This window comes from Methylotenera sp. (assembly GCF_013141425.1).
GTDB lineage: Bacteria > Pseudomonadota > Gammaproteobacteria > Burkholderiales > Methylophilaceae > Methylotenera.
On sequence record NZ_JABFRA010000096.1, the window covers coordinates 18,411 to 44,302 of the forward strand.

Consider the following 25,892-nt stretch of genomic DNA (forward strand, 5'->3'; position numbering starts at 1 on the left):
TCAAGATTGAGTAGTTTAAGTTACTAGAAAAAATAGTTAATTTCTGATTTACAAGCTTAATAGCTTCTCGATACGGCAAATTCTGCTAATGTGTAGAGGGCTTGTTTGTAGTTAGAATCTTTAAAGTGTGCGATTGAATCGCAAGCCAATGCAGATTCCTTTGTTGCTATTGTCCGCACATGTTGTAGCGCCCCTGTGCGCTCAACCGCGCTTAGCACAGAGGGTAAATCATTGAGGCCACCGTTTTCAATGGCGTTTTTAATGATTTTTGTTTCTTTCGCTGTGCCATGACGCATGGCATAAAGTAAGGGTAAAGTGGGTTTTCCTTCACTTAAATCGTCACCTAGATTTTTACCGATTTCCACTACATTGCCACTTAAGTCCAACACGTCATCAATGAGCTGAAAAGCCGTGCCGATGTGCATGCCATATTTGCTTAAAGCCGATTCCTCGGCGGCAGAGGCGTTGCTAATAATAGCGCCAAGTCGGGTTGCGGCTTCGAATAACTTGGCGGTTTTGTAGTGTATGACCTGTAGATAAGCTTCATCGGTAATATCTGCATTATGCACATTGAGCAGTTGCAACACTTCACCCTCTGCAATGATATTTGTCGCGTTGCTCAACACTTCCATCACTCGCATATTTTGCACTGCAACCATCATCTGAAAAGCCCGCGAATAAACAAAATCGCCCACTAGTACACTAGCGGCATTGCCAAATATAGCATTGGCGGTATTTTGGCCGCGGCGTTTGGCTGATTCATCCACGACATCATCGTGTAGCAAGGTGGCAGTGTGAATAAATTCAACAACCGCTGCCAGTTGGTGATGCTCAGGTTTAATTGTGCCAAATAGGCCAGCGGAAAGTAATACCAGCATGGGGCGCAAGCGTTTTCCGCCACTATTGATAATGTAATGCGCAACCTGATTTACTAGGGTAACGTCAGAATGAAGCGAATGTTGTATGACAGCATTGACAGCCTGAATATCTGCCAAGACGCAGGATTGTATGGCGTCTAAAGGTGAAGAATTAGTTAGAGTGTTGCTTTGCGTCACGATAATAAACCTAAAAAAGTAGTGGACATTTTAACACAGGCAATTTTTATGTATGTGTTGCTGTTTGCTAACAAGTTTATAAATAGTAAGATTATTTTTCATGGTTTTAGGCGCAGTCGTAGCATCGCTGTATTTTTTTGATTTAGATGAACATTATGATTTGCTTTGCTAGATTATTTGCGTATAATGCCGAGTTCTTTAGAAAGCGTAATTTAAGGCTCAATCATGTATGCTGTAATTAAAACTGGTGGTAAGCAATATCGCGTAGTTCCTGGCGAAAGATTAAAAGTTGAAAAATTAGAAGTTGAAGTTGGCGGCACAGTAACGCTAGATCAAATTCTAGTGGTTTCAGATGGCGACAATACAACTATCGGTGCGCCTATCATTAACGGCGCCACTGTTAAAGCTACCGTGCTTTCACATGGCCGTGGTGATAAAGTGATGATTTTCAAATTCCGTCGTCGTAAGCATTATCGTAAAACACAAGGTCATCGCCAAAGTTTTACTGAAATCCAAATCGGCGAGATTTTAGCTGCGGGACAAACAGCAGCAAAGCCAGCAAAAGCGAAAGCTACTAAAGCTGTAGCATAATTGACTGAATCAATAAGACTTAAGGATTAAATCATGGCACACAAAAAAGCAGGCGGTAGTTCACGTAACGGTCGCGATTCTCATTCACAACGACTAGGTGTTAAAGCTTTTGGCGAAACAGTTGTAACAGCTGGCAGTATTATTGTCCGTCAACGTGGCACTAAAATGCACGCAGGCGAAAACGTTGGCATGGGTAAAGATCATACTTTGTACGCTAAAGCAGACGGTAAAGTATCTTTTGCAATTAAAGGCGCTTTAAAACGCCACACTGTAAGCATTATTGTTGCAGCTTAAGTTAATATAACTTTATTAAAGCCTCATCGTTTGATGGGGCTTTTTTATTTGGTAAACTCTAACATATGAAATTTATAGACGAAGCAACGATTAAAATCTACGCAGGCGATGGCGGTAATGGCGTTGCCACGTTTCGTCGTGAAAAATACGAACCATTAGGCGGTCCGAGTGGCGGCGATGGCGGTCGTGGCGGTTCTATTGTGATAGAGGCAGATCGCAATATCAATACGCTGGTTGATTATCGCTACACGCGCACTTTTAGAGCGCAGCGTGGCGAAAATGGCCGTAGTGCAGAGTGTTATGGCGCAAAGGGTGAAGACATGCTCTTGCGCGTACCTGTGGGTACGGTGATTTCTGATAAAGCCAGTGGGCAAATGCTGGTGGATTTAAGTGAGCATGGCCAGCGTGCGCAAATGGCTGCAGGTGGCAAAGGTGGCTTGGGAAATGTGCACTTTAAATCCAGCCTGAACCGTGCGCCACGCCAATGTACCAAGGGCGATGCGGGCGAAGAGTTTGAGCTTTATTTGGAGCTTAAAGTCTTGGCTGACGTGGGTTTGCTGGGAATGCCGAATGCTGGAAAATCTACATTTATACGTTCAGTTTCTGCGGCAAAACCAAAAGTAGCCGATTATCCATTTACCACATTGCACCCCAATTTGGGTGTTGTGCGAGTAGATGCTGAGCGTAGCTTTGTGATTGCGGATATTCCCGGCATTATTGAAGGTGCCGCCGAAGGTGCTGGTCTTGGGCATCAGTTTTTAAGGCATTTGCAACGCACCTCATTATTATTACATCTGGTAGATATTGCGCCTTATGATGAGGCAGTTGATCCGGTGCATGAGGCGAAAGCGATTGTCGAAGAGCTTCGGAAATACGATGAGGCGCTTTATGATAAACCGCGCTGGCTTGTATTAAATAAAATTGACATGTTGCCAGAGTCTGCAAATGTCGTAAAAGAATTCGTAAAAGCGTATGGCTGGAAAGGGCGTGTATTTGCCATTTCTGCTATCAGCGGCATTGGCTGTAAAGAGCTAACCTATGCCATCATGCAGCATATTGAAGAAAACAAACAGTTAGCATTAGAAGACGACGCTTTAAAGAATAGCGGACTAATCAATGAAGGTGCGGCGACTGTAGTTGTGAGTAAAAAAGAAGAATAGCAATGAAATCGTTACTGCTTGATGCAAAAGTTATTGTGGTAAAAGTTGGTTCCAGCTTGGTTACCAATAACGGTAACGGCCTCGACAAAGTGGCGATTGCTGCTTGGGCTGCGCAAATTGCCGCCTTGGTGCAACAAGGTAAGCAGATTGTGTTAGTTTCAAGTGGTGCAGTAGCGGAAGGCATGCAGCGGTTAGGTTGGAAAAAGCGCCCAGTTGCAGTAAATGAATTGCAAGCGGCAGCAGCAGTTGGTCAAATGGGGCTAGTGCAGATGTACGAAAGTTGCTTTACTCTACATCAGTTGCATACGGCGCAAGTCTTGCTGACACACGATGACTTGGCGGATAGAAAGCGGTACTTAAATGCACGCAGTACTTTACGCACTTTGCTCGACTTGAAGGTTATTCCAATCATCAATGAAAATGATACGGTTGTGACTGACGAAATTCGTTTTGGTGATAACGATACCCTAGGCTCCTTAGTGGCTAATTTGATTGAAGCTGATACATTGGTGATTTTAACGGACCAACAGGGCTTGTATTCTGCTGATCCACGTAAAGATATCGATGCGAAATTCATACAGCATGCTACTGCAGGAGATGTCGCACTAGAAAAGATGGCGGGTGGCGCAGGCACTAGTGTGGGTACGGGCGGTATGCTAACTAAAATACTGGCAGCAAAAAGGGCGTCGCGCAGTGGTGCTAATACGATTATCGCGTCAGGTCGTGAAAAAAATGTGCTTGTTCGATTGTCAGCTGGCGAGGTGATTGGTACACATTTACAAACCACAGAGATGAAAACAACAGCACGTAAGCAATGGCTGGCCGATCATTTGCAATTGCGCGGAAAATTAACTTTAGATGCAGGTGCGGTAAAGGTAATCAAGCAGGATGGAAAAAGCTTGCTGCCTATTGGTGTGATTGCGGTTGAGGGTAATTTTGAGCGTGGCGAAGTGGTTGCCTGCTTCGGCCAAGATGGTGTGGAACTGGCGCGTGGATTGGTCAACTATTCTGCGATTGAGGCTAGCCGAATTATGCGCAAATCTAGTCGAGATATAGAACAGATATTGGGCTATGTCGAGGAAGCCGAATTGATACACCGCGATAATCTTGTGTTGTTATAAAATTTTTACTGAATATAGCTAAGTTTGAATTTTTGGTCACTTTAATAAGTAAAGTATGGCAAGGAAAACATCAATGAGTAAACAACCTTTAGTGGCAATTATTATGGGTTCAGATAGCGATTGGCCAATTATGAAAGCTTCTGCGCAAATGTTGGCAGATTTTGGCATTGCCTACACGGCGGAAGTAGTTTCTGCGCACCGCACCCCCGACTTGATGTTTACTTTTGCAGAAACTTCCGCAAAAAAAGGCTATCAGGTGATTATTGCCGGTGCTGGCGGAGCGGCACATTTACCAGGTATGGTGGCAGCCAAAACCACGTTGCCAGTGCTAGGTGTGCCAGTGCCTTCTAAACATTTGCAAGGACAAGATTCACTGCTTTCTATTGTGCAGATGCCCAAAGGGATTCCTGTCGCAACCTTTGCGATAGGCGAGGCGGGCGCTGCCAACGCAGGGTTATTTGCAGCATCAATATTAGCCAATCATGACGCTGCCTTGGCACAGAAGTTAATTGAGTTTCGTGCCAAGCAGGCTGCTAAAGTTGAAGCGATGGAGCTTACGGATAAGCCCTAATGTCTTATTCCATGCGTGAAATTTCGTTAAAAATCTAAATTTATTAGCATACAAACTATATGAGCCACAATTTTCAAGATCCAATTCCAGTCATTTTGCCACCCGCCATGCTAGGCATGTTAGGCGGTGGTCAGCTCGGTCGTTTTTTTGTCATTGCGGCACACGAGATGGGTTATAAGGTTACGGTGTTAGACCCGGACGCCAATAGTCCTGCTGGAAAAATTGCAGATGTGCATATTTGTGCAGCTTTTGATGATAAGTCTGCATTGCTAAAGCTGTCCAATACTTGTGAAGCAATCAGCACCGAGTTTGAAAATGTGCCAGCAGATTCCTTGTCCTTTCTGGCGGAAACCAAGCCTGTGCGACCAGGAGCTTATAGTGTCGCCATCGCGCAACATCGCGTAAGTGAGAAAAACTTCCTTAAACATGCGGGTTTGCCAGTTGCCCCGTTTGAAGTTATTAATCAAGTTGAAGACTTGCCAGAAGATGGCAGTGATATTTACCCTGCGATTCTAAAAGTGGCGAGATTTGGCTACGACGGCAAAGGTCAGGCCCGAGTAAAAAATCAACATGAAGCACAAGCGGCCTTTGCCCAGTTTGAGCGTGAAGAGTGTGTGTTGGAAAAAATGTTGAAACTGGATTATGAAGTTTCTGTTGTGCTGGCACGTGATGTGCACGGTAACGTGGCAACGTACCCGACATCAGAAAACAGCCATTTAAACGGCATATTAGATATTTCCATTGCGCCTGCGCGCGGTCGTGATGCGATTAGCCATCAAGCGCAAAAGTTGGCGATTTTAGTGGCTGAAAAATTATCTTACATAGGTGTGATGGGTGTGGAGTTTTTTGTATGTGATGGCGAGTTATTGGTCAATGAGATAGCACCAAGGCCGCATAATTCTGGCCATTACACCATAGATGCCTGTGTTACAAATCAATTTGAACAGCAGGTGCGTGCGATGACAGGCTTACCTTTAGGTAGTGCAAGACAGCATAGTTCGGCAGTCATGGTGAATTTATTGGGTGATATCTGGCCTGAAGATGATAAAGCCGCTCCGCAATGGCAACTAGCTTTAACTAATGCGCAACTTAAAATGCACCTTTACGGCAAACAACAAGCCCGGCCTGGCAGAAAAATGGGACACTTTACGGTGATTAATGTTAGCCGTGATGAAGCAATTAAGCAGGCAATGCAGGCGCGCGCCGATTTGAATATTGGCAACTGAGTTGAGTAGAGTAAAATAAATACAAAATAAAAAAGCCGAACTTAAGTTCGGCTTTTTTCTAGTTGCGTGTAAATCTAATTATTCAGATTTAGCTTTTGCGGCTGCCTTGGCTTTTGGTGCGGCTTTTGCCTTCGGCGCTGCGGCATCTGCAACTTTAGCTTTTTTAGCAACAGCGGCTTTAGGTGCAGCCTTGGCTTTTGGCGCAGCTTTCGCTACAGTTAAAACAGCATCGCCTGGCAACGCCTTAATTGCGGCATACAAGCGACTTTTATGACGTGAAGCTTTGTTTTTGTGAATAATGTTTTTATCTGCAATGCGATCAATCACGCTAACATTTTCGCTATACGCAGCTACTGCAGCGACTTTATCGCCAGACTCTACAGCTTTAATAATTTTCTTAATCGCGGTACGCAAAGTAGAACGCAAGCTTGCATTGTGAGCGCGCTGCTTAACTGCTTGACGAGCACGTTTTCTTGCTTGTGCGGTATTTGCCATCTATGTTTCTTTCCTAAAAGGTGCTAAAAGCTATTAAAAATACGAAGCCCATAATCATAGCTATTTTATGAATATATTGCAAGTTTAAATCGTGTAAATATCCTAGCGAATTCCCGCATGTTATTAAGTAGCATGTTAAAATCGCCTAAATATGTTGTTAATAAGCAATTTTTCTCAAATTCAATTATGAATCTACTCAAAGCCTTGGCCAAAGTTGGTAGTATGACCTTTGTCTCACGGATACTGGGTTTTGTGCGCGATACGCTGATTGCACGCGTGTTTGGTGCGGGAATGTTAAGCGATGCTTTCATCGTTGCGTTTAAAATCCCCAATTTATTACGTAGAATTTCGGCAGAAGGTGCTTTTAGCCAAGCATTTGTGCCAATTTTGGGCGAATATAAAACACAGCGTAGCTTTGATGAAACACATAATCTCATCAATCGCGTAGCTACTTGGATGGGCGTGCTTTTAGTGGCTATTACCTTGCTTGGCATGTTGGCGGCACCTTGGATCGTCACGCTGATTGCGCCTGGTTTCCGAGCAAACCCTGAAAAAATGCAACTAACCGTTGAGTTGTTGCGGATTACTTTTCCTTATATTTTCTTTATCTCCTTAGTTTCAATGGCTGGCGGGGTGTTGAATACCTACAATAAATTTGGCATTCCAGCGTTTACGCCTGTCTGGCTCAACGTTTCTATGATTGCAGCGGTTTTATTTTTTGCCGAGCATTTTTCTGAACCTATTAAAGTGCTGGCTTGGGCGGTATTTTTTGGTGGATTTTTGCAGTTAATTTTTCAGATTCCATTCTTAAGGCAAATTGGACTCTTGCCGAAACTTGATTTTCACCTGAACGATGAAGGAGTTTGGCGTATTTTGAAGCTGATGGGGCCTGCGGTTTTAGGGGTTTCTGTCGCGCAGATTTCGCTGATTATTAATACAGTCTTCGCCTCGTTTTTAGTGACGGGTAGTGTGAGTTGGCTTTATTATGCAGATCGATTGATGGAGTTTCCAACAGGGGTCTTAGGCGTTGCTTTGGGGACGATTTTATTGCCAAGCTTATCGAAAGCTTATGCAGGTAAAGAACAGAATGAATATTCGCAATTATTGGATTGGGGCTTACGCCTGACCTTTATACTTGCGGCTCCTGCCGCAGTTGCGCTTGCGGTTTTGGCGGTACCTTTGGTAACGGCCTTATTTCATTACGGCAAGTTTACCGCAGACGATGTAGCCATGACGCAGCAAGCGCTTATTGCTTATAGTATAGGTTTGTTAGGCTTGATTCTTGTAAAAATACTGGCCCCAGGGTTTTATGCGCGACAAAACATCAAAACACCAGTTAAAATTGCCATATTTACCCTAATAACGACGCAGCTAATGAACTTTATATTTGTATTTGTGTTGGATTTAAGACACGCAGGGTTGGCCTTGTCGATTGGCCTAGCGGCCTGTATTAATGCCTCGCTGCTTTATTACCATTTACGCAAGGCGAATGTCTATCAGCCGCAGCCAGGCTGGTTTGTTTTTTTACTAAAACTCGCCGTCGGCCTAAGCGTTATGGGGATAGTGCTCCATTTTGCCATGGGTGATGGCAATGCTTGGCTACAATTTGGATTATCTAAACGACTATTGTATCTAAGCGGATTGGTACTCTTAGGAGGTGGGGCTTACTTTGCAACACTGATGTTACTTGGGTTTAGACCGCGTGATTATATTCGTAGGGTGGTACGCTGATGCAAATTTTCCGTCATATTCCAAACCAGCAACAGCAAGCGTGTGCGTTGGCGATTGGTAATTTTGATGGCATGCATCTGGGTCATCAAGCCTTATTGAAACAACTGACTGAAACAGCAAAATCACTCGGTTTAACTTCTGCTGTAATGACATTTGAGCCGCATCCGCGCGAGTTTTTTTCACCAGAAACTGCGCCTGCGCGACTTAGTTCCTTACGAGAAAAGCTCGAGCATTTTGCTGAAGCGGGTGTAGAAGTCGCCTATGTCTGTCGTTTCAATCGACGGCTTGCTGGACTCACTCCACAAGCGTTTATGCAAAATATTTTACGAGATGCACTTAATGCGCAGGCCATTCTAGTTGGTGAAGATTTTAGATTCGGTGCAATGCGCGCTGGCTCTATTTTAGACTTTTTAGAGGCTAAGTTTAATCTGATAAGTTTGTCTCAAGTGGATTTAGAAAATGCACGGGTTTCGAGTACTCGTGTACGCTCAGCATTGGCTTCAGGCGATTTAAATGAAGCGAGATTATTGCTAAATCGACCCTATAGCATCAGCGGAAAAGTCGTACATGGCGCCAAACTTGGTCGTCAGTTGGGCTTTCCTACGGCGAATGTACTGATGCGCCACGAGCGGCCAGCCTTAACTGGTGTGTATGCAGTGAATTTAGATGGATTAAACGCGGTGGCAAATTTAGGCATTAGGCCAACAATAGCCGGTATTTCTAAGCTGAAATTAGAGGTGCATGTACTTGATTTTAATGCTGATTTATATGGAAAGCATGTACATGTCGAGTTTCTGCATAAAATACGTGATGAAGCAAAGTTTGATGGATTAGATGCCTTAAAAGCACAAATTGCGCTGGATGTAGAAGCAGCTAGAATTTTTTTCAAGAAATAAAATACAAGAAATAAAATATTGAGAAGTAACTAACTTAAGAAATAAACTATGACTGAAGAAGCTAAAGATTCAAAGTACAAATTAAATTTGCCTGAAACAACATTCCCTATGCGGGGTGATTTAGCCAAACGCGAACCTGCCTGGCTAAAAGAATGGCAAGATAAGAAGTTATATGAGCGCATTCGCAAAGCCCGTAATGGCGCTAAGAAATTCATTCTGCACGATGGCCCACCGTATGCAAACGGCGATATTCACATTGGTCACGCCGTTAATAAAATATTAAAAGACATTATTATTAAATCTAAAACTCTGAGTGGTTTTGATGCACCTTATGTTCCAGGATGGGATTGTCACGGCTTGCCGATTGAGTTAGTGGTTGAAAAGAATCACGGTAAAAATATTGACCCAGCTAAATTCCGCGAATTATGCCGCGCTTATGCAGCGGAACAAGTAGAAAAACAAAAGAAAGACTTCATTCGTTTGGGTGTACTGGGAGATTGGGATAATCCTTATCTGACCATGGATTTTAAAACCGAGGCCGACATCATGCGTGCTTTGGGTGAGATCTATAAAAACGGCTACTTATATCAAGGTAGCAAACCCGTACATTGGTGCGTGGATTGCGGTTCAGCGCTGGCAGAAGCGGAAGTTGAGTATGAAGATGTGAACTCGCCTGCGATTGATGTGGGGTTTAAAGTGGAGTCGGAAGGGCTTAACAAATTATTTGATTTGCTTACCGTTACTGGAGCGCAAGATATTCGTGAACAAATTCAGGCGGGTCGATTAAGAGATTATGAAAGAGGCGCGTCTTTCTTTTCTGGTAGTCCAGTATATGCTGTTATTTGGACAACTACGCCATGGACATTGCCCGCGAATCAAGCTGTAAGCGTACATCCAGAGTTTGATTATGATTTTATTCAAACTAGCAAAGGGCTGTTAATTCTTGCCCATGAGCTTGCTGCAAGCACGTTGAAACGATATGGCGAAGAAAATTATAGAGTCCTCGGTTCTTGTAAAGGTCTTGCGTTAAAAGGTTTACTAATAAACCACCCATTCGATAACCGCCAAGTGCCTATCATCTGTGGTGACCACGTTACAACTGATGCAGGTACAGGCTTAGTGCATACCGCTGCTGCGCACGGGAACGATGACTGGTTGGTGATGCGCGCTAACTTCCCAAATGAAAAGCCACGTGTGTTAATGGGTGGTGACGGCAAATTCTTTAATAGTGAATTGGTTGAGTTTGAGGCGATTCGTGGTTTAAGTCGCCAAGAAGCCAATAAAGTGATTTTAGCGGCGATGACCGAGAGTGGTGCTTTGCTTGCAAGTGCACGCTTAAATCATAGCTTTCCACACTGCTGGCGCCATAAAACGCCCTTGATGCAATTGGCGACACACCAGTGGTTTATTGGTATGTACGAGCAAGATGCGGTTGGTATTAGTTTGCGCGAATACGCCAATAAAGCGGTAGATGCGACGGAGTTCTTCCCGGCTTGGGGTCGTGCACGATTAGAAGCGATGATTAAAAATCGCCCAGATTGGTGCGTATCGCGTCAGCGTAACTGGGGCGTGCCAATGCCATTTTTTGTGCACAAAGAATCCGGCGAGCCGCATCCACAAACCGCAGATTTATTGGAAGCAGCAGCCTTGTTGGTTGAGAAAAGTGGTGTTGAAGCCTGGTTTAGCCTAGATGAAACGGCATTCCTGCAAGCCAATACCAGTGCGGCTTCCAGGGCGGTTAATCATGACTATAAAAAGGTGACTTACACCTTAGATGTTTGGTTTGATTCAGGTGCAACACACGCGGCTGTACTTAAACGTCGACCTGAACTGCAATTCCCTGCAGATTTGTATTTAGAAGGCTCAGACCAGCATCGTGGCTGGTTTCAGAGCTCATTGTTAACGGGTTGTGCCATTGATGGTCGTGCCCCTTACGATGCCTTGCTTACACACGGTTTTGTGGTGGATGGCTCAGGCCATAAAATGAGTAAATCCAAAGGCAACGTGGTTGCGCCACAAAAGGTGATGGATACCTACGGCGCGGATATTTTACGTTTATGGGTTGCCTCTACGGATTATTCAGGTGAACTCACCATTTCAGACGAGATTTTGAAACGCGTTGCGGAAAGCTATCGCCGCATTCGTAACACCATGAAGTTTCTATTGGCAAATATCGCTGATTTTGACGAAAAAAAAGACTTGTTGCCAGTGAGCGAGTGGCTAGAAATAGACCGTTACGCGCTACATTTAACGCAAAAGCTGCAGACAGAAGTGCTGGCGGATTATGATCGCTATGAGTTTCATTTGGCCGTACAAAAATTCGTGAGCTTCTGCTCCGAAGATTTGGGCGGCTTCTATTTAGATATTCTTAAAGATAGACTCTATACCGCAGGTGAAAGCTCGCATGCGCGTCGTGCTGCGCAAAGCGCCCTGCATCACATCACGCATAGCATGTTGCGTTTAATCGCACCTATTTTGAGTTTTACCGCGAATGAGATATGGCAAATTTTAGGTATTGAGGCAGATAGCACTGTGTTTGAGGATGTTTGGTATGTGTTGCCTGAGCATGGTCTGAGTGCAGAGCGTATTAATGACTGGGAAGCCATTATTTTAACCCGTGGCCAAGCTGCAAAAGAGATTGAAGTGTTGCGCACAGCGGGTGAGGTTGGCTCATCATTGCAAGCTGAGTTGGATTTTTATGTGGCGGCTGGAAGTTTTAATGCGTTGCAAAGTTTAAATGATGACCTGCGCTTTGTGATGATTACTTCCAGTGCAAAAGTTTACAAAACCGTGAATGAATCTGAACAGAAAATTGTTGTTAAAGCGAGTGCGCACAAAAAATGCGACCGTTGCTGGCATTACCGCGCTGACGTAGGTTCCGATGCTGAGCATCCGCATATTTGTGGTCGATGTGTAAGCAACTTATTTGGCAAAGGTGAGGTGCGTAAATATGCTTAAAGAAAATATTTATACCGCGTCATTCACGCGCAGGCAAAAATCCAGTCAGGCTAGGAGTGCTGGAATGTTTGTAAATGTGACGATTTTGGAAAATTGTCTGAATTCTCGCCTGCGCGGGAATGACGGGATTTGACAATGGGATTACTTTATAAATGGTTCGGTATTAGTGCCGTTGTAGTTGCGCTTGATTTATACACCAAACATTTGATACAAGACGCTTTTGCTTACGGTGAAATGCTTACCTTCACTAGCTTTTTTGACTTGGTGCATTATCATAATGAAGGCGCTGCTTTTGGTTTTTTAGCACAGGCTGGTGGCCTGCAAAAATGGTTCTTTAGTGGGGTTTCGTTAATTGCAATTTTTGTAATCAGCTATTTGTTGCATAAGCATCGGACTGAGAAACTTTTCTGTTTCGGATTGGCCCTAGTGTTAGGTGGTGCGATTGGTAATTTGTATGATCGCCTCACATTGGGTTATGTGGTCGATTTTTTAAATTTTCACTACCAAGACTTATATTGGCCAGCGTTCAATGTTGCCGATAGTGCAATTTGCGTAGGCGTAGGCCTGCTATTGTTGGATAGTTTTAAAAAACCAAATTAAAACGAAATTCACTGTAAAGGTGCAATATGCCGGATTGGACAAAATTAATTGCAGGTAAAATTGCGATAGCCCAAAAATCAAAAGTGCAAGGAAGCGTAGCAGGTAAGCCCAACGCCAATATTCGCGTACCTGCCGGCCAAAAACAAGTCAGTAATTTCCCCATTTTAGATTTAGGTATCAAGCCGTGGATAGGTACGGCAGAATGGCAATTAAGGGTATTTGGCTTTGTTGAAAATGAGCTTAATCTAGATTGGGCTGCCTACAAGGCCTTGCCACAAATCACTGATATTTCAGATTTTCACTGTGTAACGCGTTGGAGTCAGCTCGATATGGATTGGCAAGGCGTGCGTGTTCGTGATGTACTTGCGTTGGCAAAACCATTAAGTAGCGCTAAATTCGCCACCATGCATGGCTATGATGGCTACACCACAAATCTGCCGATTGAAGCCTTGCTGGATGACGACGTGCTGATTGCGCATAGCGTGTTGGGGCAGACCTTAACTAAAGACCATGGCGGCCCAGTACGTATGGTGGTGCCAAAACGCTACGCTTGGAAGGGCACAAAATGGTTAAAAGCTATTGAACTGCACGAGCATGATAGATGTGGCTTCTGGGAAGTGCGCGGCTATCATAATGATGCAGATCCTTGGCTAGAGCAGCGCTTCAGTGACGAGTGAAAATTGGTAGGGCGATTTTCAGGCCTATTGCATGATTGATATCGATTTTACGTTTACTGGTAAATGCTGGCTGTGGCAGGGCAAGGGCACTTGGCATTTTATTACTCTGCCGCAAGATAAATCTGAAGAAATTAAGTTTTTTAGTGATCACCATTTTGGCAAAAGGCGTGGCTGGGGTTCGATACGTGTGACGGCGAATGTCGGTGGAACTGAATGGGAAACTTCGATTTTCCCATCAAGTAGCCTAGACTCCTATATCTTGCCCGTAAAAGCTGACGTGCGACGAAAACAAAAAATCGTGGCTGAAGATGAAGTAGTGGTGATGCTAAAAATTAGAATCTAGTCTTACATTTAACTTATTGAGCGGACTGCTGAGTAAAAGTAAACAACTTGCTAATATCTGCTTCAGAATTCAACCTTGCGCCTATTTGGCCGCACACTAGCTCACAAAGCGCGTAAACACTTGGGTCTGCGATGCTGTAGAACACACAGGTGCCGCGTGATTCTCTTTTAACTAAGCCATATTGATCAAGCAGGGAAAGGTGCTTTGAAATGTTGGCTTGTGTGCCGCCAGACATTTCTGTTAACTGGCTGACATTTTTTTCACCATCTTGTAACGCGTTAAGCACCTTAAGGCGCATAGGTTCTGCAAGTGCCTTAAAGTATTTGGCCACATGTTGAAGTGCTCTGTCATCAAGTTTACTCATATTTAGTACTCACTACAGTTCTAGAAATTAATGAAATTATACACTGAATTTATATGTTGACTATATAGCTATATGGTAATATAGTAATTAAATATTAGCCAAAGAGTCAATGATTTTTATTAAATTTAAGGGATAGTTATCTTGATAAATCAAGGTGTTAAATTAAACCAGTACTTATTGGTGTTGATGATTGGTCTTACTGGTGCTAGTTATAGTGCGATATCCTGTGCTGCGCCTTTGGCGACGGTCACAATTAAGCAAACGGAAGCTGAAGCCACTTATACTGCTGAAGGTGTCATTGAAGCTGTTAAAAGTAGCGCTATTGCACCTCAGGTTTCAGGCAGTATTACTTTGCTCACAGTAAAAGCAGGTGATGTGGTAAAGGCTAGTCAGCTGTTGGCGCATATTGATACCCGTATGGCTAACCAGCAAGCTGCCACAAATCAGGCGCAGGTTGCGGTAGCGCAAGCGCAGTTATCGGTAGCACGTAAGGAGTTTGAACGAAAAAGCAGACTGTATGCAAAACAATATATCAGCCAAGCTGCGATGGAGCGTGCTGAATCTGACTTTAAAACAGCGGAAGCACAAACTAAAGCGCAGTTAGCGCAAGCTGGTATGGCGAATGTGGAAACAGCTTTGCATACGATTAATGCACCCTACGCAGGTGTAGTCGCTGAAGTACTAGCAGAAGTAGGCGATATGGCGATGCCAGGCCAGCCATTGTTAGTGATGTATGATCCAAGGGGTTTGCGTGCTACGGTGAATGTGCCACAAAGTCAGCTAAAAAATCTTAATTATAGCGCTAGTGTGAAAGTGTTGGTTTCATCAGCGAATGATGCAGAACGTGAGTTGGTCAGTACTCAACTTACAGTGTTACCCAAAGCTGATGCTGTCAGCAATATGTCCGCAGTGCGTTTAAGCCTGCCTATGCATTTAACGAGTGTGAGGCCAGGTATGTTTGCTAGAGCGCTGTTGCCTGTGATTGGTGTTAAGGCGCAAGGCAAAATTACAGTACCTACAAAAGCAGTTATTAAGCGTAGCGAATTGCTAGCAGTGTACGTGCTCAGTCAGCAAGGTAAGCCGCAGTTAAGACAGGTGCGTTTAGGCCGTAAGCAAGGTGACAATGTACAAGTGTTAGCTGGACTCAAGGCAGGAGATGTTGTGGCGCTTGACCCAATTGCGGCGGCAAACTTGAAGTAGGGATGTCTGTGACTATTCAGAACAACACCGCAACAAATGATGACAAATTAGTAAGCGCCAATTTGGGTATCTCAGGTCGCATCGCAAAGTATTTTCAAACAGCACAAATTACGCCATTAATAGCCCTAGTCGCCATGCTGCTAGGGCTATTTGCAGTGTTGGTGACGCCACGCGAAGAAGAGCCACAAATCAATGTGACGATGGCGAATGTATTGATTCCATTTCCAGGTGCTTCTGCGAAAAATGTCGAGCAAATGGTCTCTATTCCAGCCGAGCAGGTGTTGTCGCAAATTGCAGATATAGAGCATGTTACTTCAGTCTCACGTCCTGGCATGTCGATCATTACCGTGCAGTTTCAAGTCGGTGTGCCGCGGACTGAAGCATTGGTTCGCTTGTACAACACAATTCAATCCAACCAAGACTGGTTGCCTAAAAATTTAGGTGTTGGCACACCGATTGTTAAGCCAAAAGGTATCGATGATGTGCCGATTGTTACCGCTACATTGTATGCAAAAAACAACCAAGATGGTGCATATGAGCTTGAGCGCGTAGCACATGCGCTAGAGGCGGAAATTAAGCATGTAAAAGGTACGCGTGAGGTGGTCACGCTTGGGGGGCCAGGCCGTGCAGTAAATATTGATATTGACCCAGATAGAATGGCGGCAGCGAATATTACGATTGCCGATATGCGTCGCGCCTTGCAATCAGCCAATCTTGGTGCGCCACTTGGCGAAGTCACGAATAACAACCAATCTATTGCGGTTGAAGTAGGTAAATATTTTACCGATGCTGAAGATATTGCTCAATTAGTGGTTGGATTGCATGACGGACATCCTGTGTATTTGGGTGAAGTGGCAGATATTCATGATGGCCCGCTTCCAGCTGAGCGCTATGTTTGGTATGGTGAAGCGGGTAAGGATAATGTTGAATCGCCAGCCGTCACAATTAGCATCACTAAAAAACCAGGCCAAAACGCAGTGGCAGTGGCGGAAGCGGTGATTAAGCAAATTGATAGCTTAAAGAACGTGTTAATTCCTTCAGGTGTGGAAGTTAAAATCACCAGAAACTATGGCGAAACAGCTAATGAAAAAGCGCAAAAACTCATACAGAAGCTCATTTTTGCTACTTCTGCGGTCATACTTTTAGTGTTTTTTGCATTGGGTAAGCGCGAAGCGGCAATCGTCGGTATTGCTGTCGTGCTCACTTTAATGGCGACGCTCTTTGCCTCATGGGCTTGGGGCTTCACGCTAAATCGCGTTTCATTATTCGCCTTAATTTTCTCAATCGGGATATTGGTGGATGATGCCATTGTGGTGGTTGAAAATATTCACCGTCATATGAAGCTTAATCCCTCATTAAGTTTGACTGAGATTATCCCGACCGCGGTTGATGAAGTGGGTGGCCCAACCATTTTAGCCACACTGGCGGTGATTGCTGCGTTATTGCCGATGGCATTTGTCAGTGGTTTGATGGGCCCGTATATGAGCCCGATACCAATTAACGCCAGCATGGGCATGCTCATTTCACTGGCGGTAGCATTCATTGTGACCCCTTGGTTATCACGACTATGGTTGCGTCACAGCCAACATGAAGATGCTGTGACTAAGCGGATTGCACCAATCTTCACGCGCTTATTTGCGCCATTTTTAGACGATAGAAACGGTAAAAAAAATAGACGGAAATTAAGCTTTGCCGTGTTGGGCTTAATCGTTATTTCACTTATCCTGCCTGTTGGTCAATTGGTGGTGATGAAGATGTTGCCGTTTGATAATAAATCTGAATTCCAAGTGGTGGTGGATATGCCAGTAGGCACGCCTCCAGAAAAAACAGCCAGCGTACTACATGCCATGACTGCATATTTGGCAACCGTGCCAGAAGTGACCAATTACCAAGCTTATGTAGGCTTAGCTGCTCCAATCAATTTTAATGGCTTGGTGCGTCAATACTATTTAAGAAGCGGTGGTGAAGTCGGTGATATTCAAGTGAATTTGGTGGATAAACATCATCGAAACGACAAGAGCCATGTGATTGCTAGCCGCGTACGTCCAGCACTACAAAAAATTGCTCAAAAGATGAGTGAAAATGGACAAATTGTTAAAGTGAAGGTCGTTGAAGTTCCACCTGGACCGCCTGTGATTTCACCAATAGTGGCAGAAATTTACGGCCCAGATGACGCTGAAAGATTGAGAATTGCTAGGCAAGTTCATCAGGTGTTTGATAAGGCAGATGGTATTGTAGATACCGATGATAGCGGCATAGCCGACGCGAAAAAAATCGAATTAGTTGTCGATAAAAAGAAAGCAGCCTTATTGGGGGTAACGCAAGCGGCCATCGTGAGCACTTTGCGTACAGCTTTAGCGGGCGAAGATGTGACCTATATGCACGATGCCAGCAAGTATCCAGCGGGTACACGTTTGCGATTACCAGTTGAATCACAGGCAGATACAGAAGATTTACTGAAATTATCGGTCAATACATCAACTGGAAAATTAGTGCCTATACGTGAACTGGTCACGATAGAAGATACCTTGCGTGAACAGCCTATTTATCACAAAGATTTATTGCCAGTGAATTACGTGGTAGGCGATATGGCGGGCAAGCTAGATAGCCCACTGTACGGCATGTTTGGCATGCGTGATGCGGTGAGTGAAATCCAAGTGCCAGGTGGTCGATTAGGTGAAACCTTTATCTCGCAACCAGAAGATACCCAACGCGGTTACGCACTGAAATGGGATGGTGAATGGCAGGTAACTTATGAAACTTTCCGTGATATGGGTGCGGCCTATGCCGTTGGCTTGATATTGATTTACCTTTTAGTGGTTGCGCAATTCGGCTCATATTTAACACCACTCATCATCATGGCACCAATTCCTCTCACCATCATTGGAGTGATGCCAGGTCATGCCTTGTTAGACTCACAATTCACGGCAACCTCGATGATAGGCATGATTGCGCTGGCAGGTATTATCGTTAGAAACTCGATTCTACTCGTCGACTTTATTAACTTAGAGGTTGCATCTGGTAAGCCATTTAAAGAGGCTGTGGTGAACTCTGCCATTACCCGCGCTCAACCCATTATGCTCACGGCATTCTCGGCGATGTTAGGTGCATTTTTCATACTAGACGACCCCATTTTTAATGGCCTCGCAATTTCACTGATATTCGGTATTTTTGTATCAACGGTGCTGACATTAATCGTTATCCCACTGCTGTATTTTGTGGCGTATCGACATCAACATCCACATCATCCATCATTTTAGGAGAATTAAGTATGACTTCATGGAAACTCGTTCGTATTATTGCTGGCTTGTTGATTCTATTATCACTCGCACTAGGTGTGGCAGAAAGCCCATTATTCGTTAGTCAGTATTGGTTATATTTCACCGCTTTTATTGGTGTTAATCTATTTCAAAGCGGCCTTACCAACTGGTGTTTGATGGAAAATATTCTGCGCAAAATTGGTGTTCGTGGTGGTTGCTAATCAGTTGCTGAAAATGTTGAATTTAACTCTAAAAAATCATTTCCGCCCTCTGTTCGCCGCACTGTTTATGATCAGCGCAAACAGCGCTCAAGCAGCGGACTTAATAGATGCGTGGCATGCAGCGCAGGCAAAAGACCCTACCTTCAGTGCTGCGCGTGCAGGTGCTGAAGCAGGAAAAAAGAAGAATGACCAAGCCAAAGCACTAAGCCAGCCACAAGTGACCGCATCAGTTGGCGTTGGTGGTGCAAATACTTACAATAAAATCAGTGATGCACAATTTTCTGCACCTGGATTTGGTAGTTCAGGTGGCGCGGCTTTCAAAACGCAGACAGATTTAGGCGCAGATTTACGTTGGAATATTAATGCTGAAAAATCGCTCTATAACGCAGAGCGCAGCAGCATGGCGCAACAGTTGAATAAGCAAGCGCAATTAGCCGATGTGAAGTTTAGCGCGGAAGAGCAACAATTAATGTTACGCGTTTCTAAAGCCTACTTTGATGTGTTGCTGGCTGAAGATACTTTAGCTTCAGTGAAAAGGCAGCGTACGGCAGTGGCGAAGGCGCTAGAAGTCGCCAAGGGCCGTTTTGCTGAAGGTGATGTGGCGATTATTGATACGCACGAAGCACAGGCAAGAGATGATGCGCTAGTTTCACAAGAGTTAGAAGCAGATAGTAATTATCAGCTTGCAGTTGCAGCGCTGGCGGATTTAACAGGCCCTACAGAACAAGCATTGGCTCGCCCTGCAGAGCAGGCCAGTTTTCAGAGTTTAGATGCAGGGCAACTGAATGATTGGTTAGCCTTAGCACAAACTAACAGCCCATATCTGCATATGCAGCAACTTCATCAAGGCATTGCACATGATGAAATCAATAAACATCGATCATCAACTTCACCAGTAGTGAACTTGGTTGCGCAAGCAGGTGGTGAAGAAATGCGTGGTGTTGTGGGCAGTAATCGTTCAGATTTGAGTAATCACAGTTTGAGTGTTGGCCTGCAATTAACCATCCCTTTATTTACTGGCGGTATGCGCGATGCCAAATACGCAGAAGCCGTTGCACTAGAAGCGCAGGCTAAAGATGAAACAGAAGCATCGCGACTACGCGCTGGTCAACAAGCACGCGCTGCTTGGCTTGGAGTAGCTGTCGGTAAAAGTAAAATTAAAGCAACCGAGCAAGCCTTGCATTCATCAAAAGTGAAATTGGATGCGACTGAGCTAGGCAAAGATGCTGGCGATAGAACCACACTCGATATTCTTAATGCAGAACAAGATTACTTTATGACGAGAACTGCTTTGTATCGTGAGCGTTATCAAATGCTTTTGTCCTATTTGAATCTAGCCGCAGTGGCTGGTTCATTAGATGAAAAGCGTTTAGTGGAAGTGAATTCGCTTTTGACGCTTAAGTTGTAAGTTTTAAGTAGGTAAGTAGTAAGTGAAAAGTAGTTATAACAATAAATAGGGAAGTTAATCCTAGTGAAAAATTAATGGTGTATTAAAAAGTGGAGAAATGAAATGGCACATATTGTAGTGATGGGAGCTGGCGTTGGTGGAATGCCCACAGCGTATGAATTGAAAGATAAAGTTGGGAATAAGCACCAAGTCACAGTAGTCAACTCGGTCGATTATTTTCAGTTTGTGCCGTCTAATCCTTGGCTTGCCGTGGGCTGGCGAACTCGTGAGAAAATCACATTCCCGATTCGCCCATACCTAGAGAAAAAAGGCATTAATTTCATCGCGCAACCAGTGACTAAAATTGATGCTGAGAATAACTCTTTGCAATTAGCTGACGGTCAAAACCTCGCCTATGATTACCTTGTGATTGCCACTGGCCCAAAATTGTCATTTGAAGAAGTGCCTGGTTCAGGCCCCAACGGTGGCTTCACCCATTCAATCTGTTCTGTTGATCATGCAGAAAAAACTTGGGATGCTTACCAAGAGTTCATTAAAGATCCAGGTCCAGTGATTATCGGCGCGATGCCAGGGGCAAGCTGCTTTGGACCTGCTTACGAATTCACCTTCATTATGAATACAGATTTGCGTAAGAAAAAGATCCGCAACAAAGTGCCAATCACATACATCACCAGCGAGCCATATATCGGACATTTAGGTTTAGGTGGCGTGGGCGATTCAAAAGGCATGCTGGAATCTGAATATCGTAACAATGATGTTAAATGGATTACTAATGCCAAAGTAACCAAAGTAGAAGAAGGCAAAATGTTCGTCGCCGAGCATGACATGAGCGGCAATGTGATTAAAGAACACGAGTTGCCATTCAAATTCTCCATGATGTTGCCCGCTTTTAAAGGTGTAGACCCGGTGGCGGCCGTTGAAGGCTTATGCAACCCAAGAGGTTTCGTATTTATTGACGAGCATCAGCGTAGTAAAAAATATAAAAACATTTTCTCTGCAGGTGTCTGTGTTGCTATTCCGCCTGTTGAAGTGACGCCAGTGCCAACAGGTGCGCCAAAAACCGGCTATATGATTGAATCTATGGTGACAGCGCTAGTGCACAATATTGTGGCTGATTTGAACGGTGAAGTAGCCGATGCAAAAGGTACATGGAACGCGATTTGTTTAGCAGATATGGGCGATACAGGCGCTGCGTTTGTTGCATTGCCACAAATTCCGCCCCGTAATGCTAACTGGATTAAAAAAGGTAAATGGGTTCATTTAGCGAAAATTGCCTTTGAAAAATACTTCATTTACAAAATGAAAATAGGCAGTACAGAACCTATATATGAAAAGTACGTGCTTAAAGCAATGGGGATAGAGAAACTAGATTAAGTTTTTCGCTCTGATTTGGTAGTATGATGATCCAACTGAACTTGCTTCAGTTGGTTTTTCTATTTTAGTATAAGTAATTTGTCTTCAGTTTTAAGTATGCTTCCACGATTGGATTTGCACGCACGATGAAATATAAAGACTACTACGAAATTTTAGGTGTTGCCAAAACGGCAAGCCAAGATGAAATCAAAAAAGCTTACCGAAAGCTTGCCCATCAATATCACCCCGATGTTTCAAAAGACCCCGCAGGTGAAGAGAAATTTAAGGAGATTGGAGAAGCTTACGCCACCTTGAAAGACTTGGAGAAGCGTGCGGCTTACGATGAATTAGGTCGCTATCCATCTGGTCAAGAGTTCAAACCACCTCCCAACTGGTCTGGTAGTCAAGGTGGTCAGGGATATTCGTTCGACGATGTAGATTTAGCCGATTTATTCACAAGTTTTACTAAAGCGCGGCAAGGTGGCCAACATCAAGGCCATAAAATGCCGATTCCTGGGCAAGACTATGAATTAGCGATACAGATTACGCTTGAAGATGCCTATCACGGAACGACCGTTGATTTAAGTTTTACGGTGCCTGAATATGATGCACAAGGCCAATTGAAGCGTGTGCCACACACCTTTAAGGCACGTATTCCCAAGGGCGTGACTGATGGCCAAAAAATGTTGCTTCGAGGCAAAGGTGGAAAAGGCGCGAACGGAGGCGCAAACGGAAATCTTTATTTGAATATCAGTTTTATTCCACACCGATTATTCCGTGTGGTTGACCATGATATTTTTATTGACTTGCCGTTAACAGTGACAGAGGCTGCTTTAGGTGCGACGGTTGAAGTGCCAACCTTAGAAGGGGCTGTTAATCTCAAAGTGCCTGCTGGAATCGCGAGCGGGCAGAAACTTCGAATTGGCAAACGCGGCTTGCCAAAACATAATCAAGAGAACGGCGATCTTTTTGCTATTGCACAAATTGTGGTGCCCGCAAAACCAAGTGATAAAGAGCGTGAATTGTTTAAAGCATTATCCGAAGCTTCAATATTTAATCCACGCGCACATTTTGAATAGGAGCAAGCCATGAATATTGAATTTTCTGAAATACTGTGGCTCGACAATCAACACGAAGTTTCGTTAGATGAACTTATCGCGCTTTCAGGCTTGTCGTTGCAAGAAATACAACACTTGGTGGCGAGTGGTGCGCTTAAACCGAATAATCCAGCAGAGGATCATTGGCATTTTAATAGTCATTGCATCGTTTCGATACGCACACTTTGTAAGCTTAAACAGGATTTTGAACTCGAGCCGAATGCCTTTGCATTAACACTGTTATTTCTTGAGCGTATTCGAACGTTAGAGCTTCAATTGCAAAAATTAAATCAAAATAGTTCAGATTAAAGTGTGATTTAAACAAAATAATTTAGCAGTAAGTCTTAGTCTAAAGTCAGTGCATTCTACTTAGTTTGCAGGTTGATTAGACTGCTTTTTAGGTAAGATTCTGTTTGCCACTTCAAATAGTCCAACGCAAACTGCACCAACCAATATACCAATAACGCCATCCAACACTAGGGGGGATATCGCAGCTAAAAATCCGCCAAAAGTTGGCAAATGGTGTAAGGTTTCAGCCAGATGCTCGCTGGCGTGATGTATGGCTGGAATGCCGTGCCCGATAATGCTGCCACCCACCAAAAACATCGCCGCCGTTCCTAATATTGTTAAGCCGCGCATGAGCTTTGGTGCAAAGGCAAGTAATAAACTGCCGATTTTACGCAATACTTGTTTGTAGACGCTTTTGCCTTTTTTTAGCATTAAATGCAGGCCGAGGTCATCCAACTTGACAATGCCAGCTACCAAGCCATACACGGCAATGGTAATGACGATGGCGACAATCGAAACAACCGCAACCTGTTTACTAAAGGTTTGGTCCGCGACTGTGCCAAGTGCAATGACAATAATCTCGGCGGATAAAATAAAGTCTGTGCGAATAGCCCCTTTAATTTTATCTTTTTCAAGCACGACTAAGTCAACTTTTGGGTCTGAAATGGCCTGCGCTATTTCTGTTTCGTGCTGCTTCACTTCTTTGCCACTGTGTAAAAATTTGTGTAATATTTTTTCAAAACCCTCAAAACATAAATACGCGCCACCTATCATGAGTAAATAGAGAATGGCACTGGGCAGAAAATAACTAATCGCTAAGGCGGCGGGCACTAAAATCAGCTTATTGAGCAATGAACCTTTTGCAACAGCCCAAACCACAGGTAGTTCACGTGAGGTATCCACACCAGAAACCTGTTGTGCGTTCAATGCCAGATCATCACCCAGTACCCCAGCGGTTTTTTTTGCGGCAACTTGTGTCATCACCGATACATCATCAAGCATCGTTGCGATGTCGTCTAAAAGTGCGAGTAAACTACCTGCGGCCATAATATTTTATTGTTTCTAATTAATTTTTAGTCAATTACAGTTTGATTTTTACTTGGGGGCTTGCTTAATTTTCTTTGTAAGCTACGCCTATGCATGTTTAAGCTACGTGCAGTAGCCGAGATATTACCACCATTCTCGGCCAGCACGCGCTGTAAATGTTCCCATTCTAATCGGTCAATCGTGAGTGGGCTACTCGTCAACTCAACTGCATCATCCCCTGACTTTCTTTCAAAGGCTGCAACAATATCATCAGCATCTACGGGCTTTGCTAAATAATGTGTTGCACCAAGTTTGATTGCCTCGACTGCGGTAGTAATGCTGGCATAGCCTGTCAACACTACAATGCGAGTGCCTGCGTCAAGGCTGCTGAGTTGGCGCACCAAAACTAACCCAGAGTTTCCTGCCATTTTCAAATCTACTAAAGCATATTCAGGGGCATCTTTTTGTGCAAGCGCGAACGCATTTTCAGCACTCGTTGCAGTAGTCACTAAAAAACCGCGCTTACGCAACGCTGGTGCAAGTACACTTAAAAATTCTTTATCATCGTCTACCAAAAGTAAGGTCGGTTTTTCGTCAGATGAATTCATAATAATTTTATTCATTTATTTTCCTTTAACTTTTCACCATCAATTTGGCCAGTGGTAGTTTTACAGTAGTGAGCACGCCGCCTTCCGCGTGATTGACTAATTTGAGTTCGCCCTCATAACGTCCCAATGTGGTTTGAGTTAAATACAGCCCTAAACCCATGCCTTGCTCATTTTTTGAGGTAAAAAAAGGCTTGCCTAGTTGTTTTTCGATTTCAGCACTCAAGCCCTTGCCAAAATCTCTGATAGCGATGTTCAGCATTTTTTCATTCCAATTGGCGTTCAAAAGTACGCGCTCGGGCGATTCGTCTGCCGCGTTATCAAGTAAGTTCTGGATGGCCTGAGTCAATGTTCTATCCATGTGAATCATTGGATTAAGTGGATTTTTTGTAAGATTCACCACTAGCTCAGTTGCAGGGCGCGTATCTCGCCAGCGTTGAATGGCATCCTCTAAAAAATCTGAGAGTGGCAAGCCTTGCCCCTCGTCCGCTCGAGCTTGTCCCGCGTTACGCGTAATTGACGATAGAATTTCCTTACAGCGAGATATTTGATTCCGTAACATTTGCAATTGATTTAATGTTTCAGGATGGTTTTGAAAGTCATTCGATAGTTCTTTGCTAATCACAGCCATGGTGGCCAATGGCGTACCTAGTTCGTGTGCGGCACTGGTTGCGAGAGTGCCAAGTGCTAACATACGTTCACTTTCTAAAGATTTTTCTCGGATGGTTGCCACAATGCGGTCGTAATCACGTAGGCTTTGACCGATGCGGGTGACAAAAAACGCAATAATACCCGCACTGACTACAAAGCCTAGCCACATACCTACCAGGTGAATGTCAAGCGATTTTCCTGCCACATAATGCATGTGTAAGTGTGAAAGAGGAACATAATAAAACACCAAAATAGAATAAAACGTGACGGCTGTTGCGCTAAGCAGCCAAGCATATTTTCTTCTCAATGCAACCGCTGCCACAGTAAGCGGTAATAAATACATCCACACCAGCGGATTGCTGTAGCCGCCCGTAAAGTAAAACAGCACAGTAAGTGCAATTAAATCTCCCAGTAGTTGAAATGACAGCTCCCGATCGCTGACATTGCTATGCCTCCTTAAGCGCAGCATGGTGATGAGGTTAAGCAATAACATGCCGCCAACTGCAAATGCAATTGGTAGTTTAGGCAGTGGAATGCGCAGATAAAACAGCGCCAACGTGGCTGCAAGCATGAAGGTAATCATCACATTGCGTAGTAAAAACAAGCGCTGCATATTTCGGCGTGAGGGATTTTCCAGCGCGTGTTGGTGGAGAGATTCTAGCAATAGTGAGTGATTTTTGGCAGACATAATAGGCATTATA

25 protein-coding genes are annotated in these 25,892 nt (G+C 44.1%); 19 read left to right on the top strand and 6 right to left on the bottom strand.

The features are described 5' to 3' along the window. Nucleotides 1-56 precede the first annotated feature (56 nt). Nucleotides 57-1,055 (bottom strand): polyprenyl synthetase family protein, encoded by a 999-nt coding sequence (locus HOO90_RS08570; RefSeq protein WP_292842072.1) that lies wholly within the window; start codon nucleotides 1,053-1,055, stop codon nucleotides 57-59. Nucleotides 1,056-1,280: 225 nt separating this feature from the next. On the opposite strand from HOO90_RS08570, the gene rplU reads away from it, so the two are divergent. The 6 genes from rplU to HOO90_RS08600 all read left to right on the top strand — a co-directional run bounded on the left by rplU (nucleotide 1,281) and on the right by HOO90_RS08600 (nucleotide 6,018). After that, nucleotides 1,281-1,646, top strand: coding sequence for a 50S ribosomal protein L21 (gene rplU, locus HOO90_RS08575; protein ID WP_292842074.1), 366 nt, complete (start codon nucleotides 1,281-1,283; stop codon nucleotides 1,644-1,646). Between the two features lie 33 nt (nucleotides 1,647-1,679). After that, on the top strand, nucleotides 1,680-1,940 hold the full coding sequence (gene rpmA / locus HOO90_RS08580; RefSeq protein ID WP_292842076.1) for a 50S ribosomal protein L27: 261 nt from the start codon (nucleotides 1,680-1,682) through the stop codon (nucleotides 1,938-1,940). Between the two features lie 65 nt (nucleotides 1,941-2,005). Further along, complete coding sequence (cgtA, locus tag HOO90_RS08585) at nucleotides 2,006-3,100, top strand: Obg family GTPase CgtA (protein WP_292842078.1); 1,095 nt, start codon at nucleotides 2,006-2,008, stop codon at nucleotides 3,098-3,100. A 2-nt stretch (nucleotides 3,101-3,102) separates the two neighbouring features. Further along, on the top strand, nucleotides 3,103-4,221 hold the full coding sequence (proB, locus tag HOO90_RS08590) for a glutamate 5-kinase (RefSeq protein ID WP_292842080.1): 1,119 nt from the start codon (nucleotides 3,103-3,105) through the stop codon (nucleotides 4,219-4,221). 73 nt (nucleotides 4,222-4,294) lie between these two features. Continuing rightward, nucleotides 4,295-4,792, top strand: coding sequence for a 5-(carboxyamino)imidazole ribonucleotide mutase (gene purE, locus HOO90_RS08595; RefSeq protein WP_292842082.1), 498 nt, complete (start codon nucleotides 4,295-4,297; stop codon nucleotides 4,790-4,792). Between the two features lie 59 nt (nucleotides 4,793-4,851). Continuing rightward, the gene (locus HOO90_RS08600; protein WP_292842084.1) at nucleotides 4,852-6,018 is read left to right on the top strand and encodes a 5-(carboxyamino)imidazole ribonucleotide synthase; all 1,167 of its coding nucleotides are present in this window, start codon (nucleotides 4,852-4,854) and stop codon (nucleotides 6,016-6,018) included. A 78-nt stretch (nucleotides 6,019-6,096) separates the two neighbouring features. On the opposite strand, the gene rpsT is transcribed toward HOO90_RS08600, so the two are convergent. Continuing rightward, nucleotides 6,097-6,513, bottom strand: coding sequence for a 30S ribosomal protein S20 (gene rpsT, locus HOO90_RS08605; RefSeq protein WP_292842086.1), 417 nt, complete (start codon nucleotides 6,511-6,513; stop codon nucleotides 6,097-6,099). 186 nt (nucleotides 6,514-6,699) lie between these two features. Here rpsT and murJ point away from each other — a divergent pair, with 186 nt between their 5' ends. From murJ to HOO90_RS08635, 6 genes are all read left to right on the top strand, one after another. Continuing rightward, on the top strand, nucleotides 6,700-8,244 hold the full coding sequence (gene murJ / locus HOO90_RS08610; protein WP_292842088.1) for a murein biosynthesis integral membrane protein MurJ: 1,545 nt from the start codon (nucleotides 6,700-6,702) through the stop codon (nucleotides 8,242-8,244). Beyond that, nucleotides 8,244-9,140, top strand: a complete 897-nt coding sequence (locus HOO90_RS08615; RefSeq protein ID WP_292842090.1) for a bifunctional riboflavin kinase/FAD synthetase — start codon at nucleotides 8,244-8,246, stop codon at nucleotides 9,138-9,140. Before murJ ends, HOO90_RS08615 begins: the two co-directional genes overlap by 1 nt. A gap of 48 nt (nucleotides 9,141-9,188) precedes the next feature. Continuing rightward, a complete protein-coding gene (gene ileS / locus HOO90_RS08620; RefSeq protein ID WP_292842092.1) occupies nucleotides 9,189-12,098 on the top strand; it encodes an isoleucine--tRNA ligase in 2,910 nt (969 codons plus the stop codon). 135 nt (nucleotides 12,099-12,233) lie between these two features. Continuing rightward, nucleotides 12,234-12,698 carry a signal peptidase II gene (lspA, locus tag HOO90_RS08625; protein WP_292842094.1) on the top strand — a complete coding sequence of 155 codons (465 nt, stop codon included), beginning with the start codon at nucleotides 12,234-12,236 and terminating at the stop codon, nucleotides 12,696-12,698. 26 nt (nucleotides 12,699-12,724) lie between these two features. Beyond that, complete coding sequence (locus HOO90_RS08630; RefSeq protein ID WP_292842096.1) at nucleotides 12,725-13,375, top strand: sulfite oxidase-like oxidoreductase; 651 nt, start codon at nucleotides 12,725-12,727, stop codon at nucleotides 13,373-13,375. Between the two features lie 31 nt (nucleotides 13,376-13,406). Then, the gene (locus HOO90_RS08635; RefSeq protein ID WP_292842098.1) at nucleotides 13,407-13,718 is read left to right on the top strand and encodes a DUF1905 domain-containing protein; all 312 of its coding nucleotides are present in this window, start codon (nucleotides 13,407-13,409) and stop codon (nucleotides 13,716-13,718) included. Nucleotides 13,719-13,731: 13 nt separating this feature from the next. On the opposite strand, the gene HOO90_RS08640 is transcribed toward HOO90_RS08635, so the two are convergent. Further along, nucleotides 13,732-14,082 (bottom strand): metalloregulator ArsR/SmtB family transcription factor, encoded by a 351-nt coding sequence (locus HOO90_RS08640; RefSeq protein WP_292842100.1) that lies wholly within the window; start codon nucleotides 14,080-14,082, stop codon nucleotides 13,732-13,734. 141 nt (nucleotides 14,083-14,223) lie between these two features. Here HOO90_RS08640 and HOO90_RS08645 point away from each other — a divergent pair, with 141 nt between their 5' ends. The 7 genes from HOO90_RS08645 (at nucleotide 14,224) to HOO90_RS08675 (ending at nucleotide 22,930) form a co-directional block, all read left to right on the top strand. Next, nucleotides 14,224-15,282, top strand: coding sequence for an efflux RND transporter periplasmic adaptor subunit (locus tag HOO90_RS08645; protein ID WP_292842102.1), 1,059 nt, complete (start codon nucleotides 14,224-14,226; stop codon nucleotides 15,280-15,282). Nucleotides 15,283-15,290: 8 nt separating this feature from the next. Then, entirely contained in the window at nucleotides 15,291-18,542 is a 3,252-nt protein-coding gene (locus HOO90_RS08650; protein ID WP_292842104.1) for an efflux RND transporter permease subunit, read from the top strand. Nucleotides 18,543-18,553: 11 nt separating this feature from the next. Next, nucleotides 18,554-18,763 (top strand): DUF2892 domain-containing protein, encoded by a 210-nt coding sequence (locus HOO90_RS08655; protein ID WP_292842106.1) that lies wholly within the window; start codon nucleotides 18,554-18,556, stop codon nucleotides 18,761-18,763. A 13-nt stretch (nucleotides 18,764-18,776) separates the two neighbouring features. After that, nucleotides 18,777-20,171 carry a TolC family outer membrane protein gene (locus tag HOO90_RS08660; protein WP_292842108.1) on the top strand — a complete coding sequence of 465 codons (1,395 nt, stop codon included), beginning with the start codon at nucleotides 18,777-18,779 and terminating at the stop codon, nucleotides 20,169-20,171. A 102-nt stretch (nucleotides 20,172-20,273) separates the two neighbouring features. After that, a complete protein-coding gene (locus HOO90_RS08665; RefSeq protein ID WP_292842110.1) occupies nucleotides 20,274-21,545 on the top strand; it encodes an FAD/NAD(P)-binding oxidoreductase in 1,272 nt (423 codons plus the stop codon). 125 nt (nucleotides 21,546-21,670) lie between these two features. Continuing rightward, nucleotides 21,671-22,603 carry a DnaJ C-terminal domain-containing protein gene (locus tag HOO90_RS08670; protein WP_292842112.1) on the top strand — a complete coding sequence of 311 codons (933 nt, stop codon included), beginning with the start codon at nucleotides 21,671-21,673 and terminating at the stop codon, nucleotides 22,601-22,603. Between the two features lie 9 nt (nucleotides 22,604-22,612). Further along, on the top strand, nucleotides 22,613-22,930 hold the full coding sequence (locus HOO90_RS08675) for a chaperone modulator CbpM (protein WP_292842114.1): 318 nt from the start codon (nucleotides 22,613-22,615) through the stop codon (nucleotides 22,928-22,930). A 60-nt stretch (nucleotides 22,931-22,990) separates the two neighbouring features. Here the strand turns inward: HOO90_RS08675 and HOO90_RS08680 are convergent, their stop codons facing one another. Genes HOO90_RS08680 through HOO90_RS08690 form a run of 3 tightly spaced genes read right to left on the bottom strand, consistent with a single transcriptional unit; the run spans nucleotide 22,991 to nucleotide 25,879 of the window. Next, nucleotides 22,991-23,956 carry a DUF808 domain-containing protein gene (locus tag HOO90_RS08680; RefSeq protein WP_292842116.1) on the bottom strand — a complete coding sequence of 322 codons (966 nt, stop codon included), beginning with the start codon at nucleotides 23,954-23,956 and terminating at the stop codon, nucleotides 22,991-22,993. 26 nt (nucleotides 23,957-23,982) lie between these two features. Beyond that, nucleotides 23,983-24,558 carry a response regulator transcription factor gene (locus tag HOO90_RS08685; RefSeq protein WP_292842118.1) on the bottom strand — a complete coding sequence of 192 codons (576 nt, stop codon included), beginning with the start codon at nucleotides 24,556-24,558 and terminating at the stop codon, nucleotides 23,983-23,985. A gap of 10 nt (nucleotides 24,559-24,568) precedes the next feature. Further along, nucleotides 24,569-25,879 (bottom strand): ATP-binding protein, encoded by a 1,311-nt coding sequence (locus tag HOO90_RS08690; protein WP_292842120.1) that lies wholly within the window; start codon nucleotides 25,877-25,879, stop codon nucleotides 24,569-24,571. Between the last annotated feature and the right edge of the window lie 13 nt (nucleotides 25,880-25,892).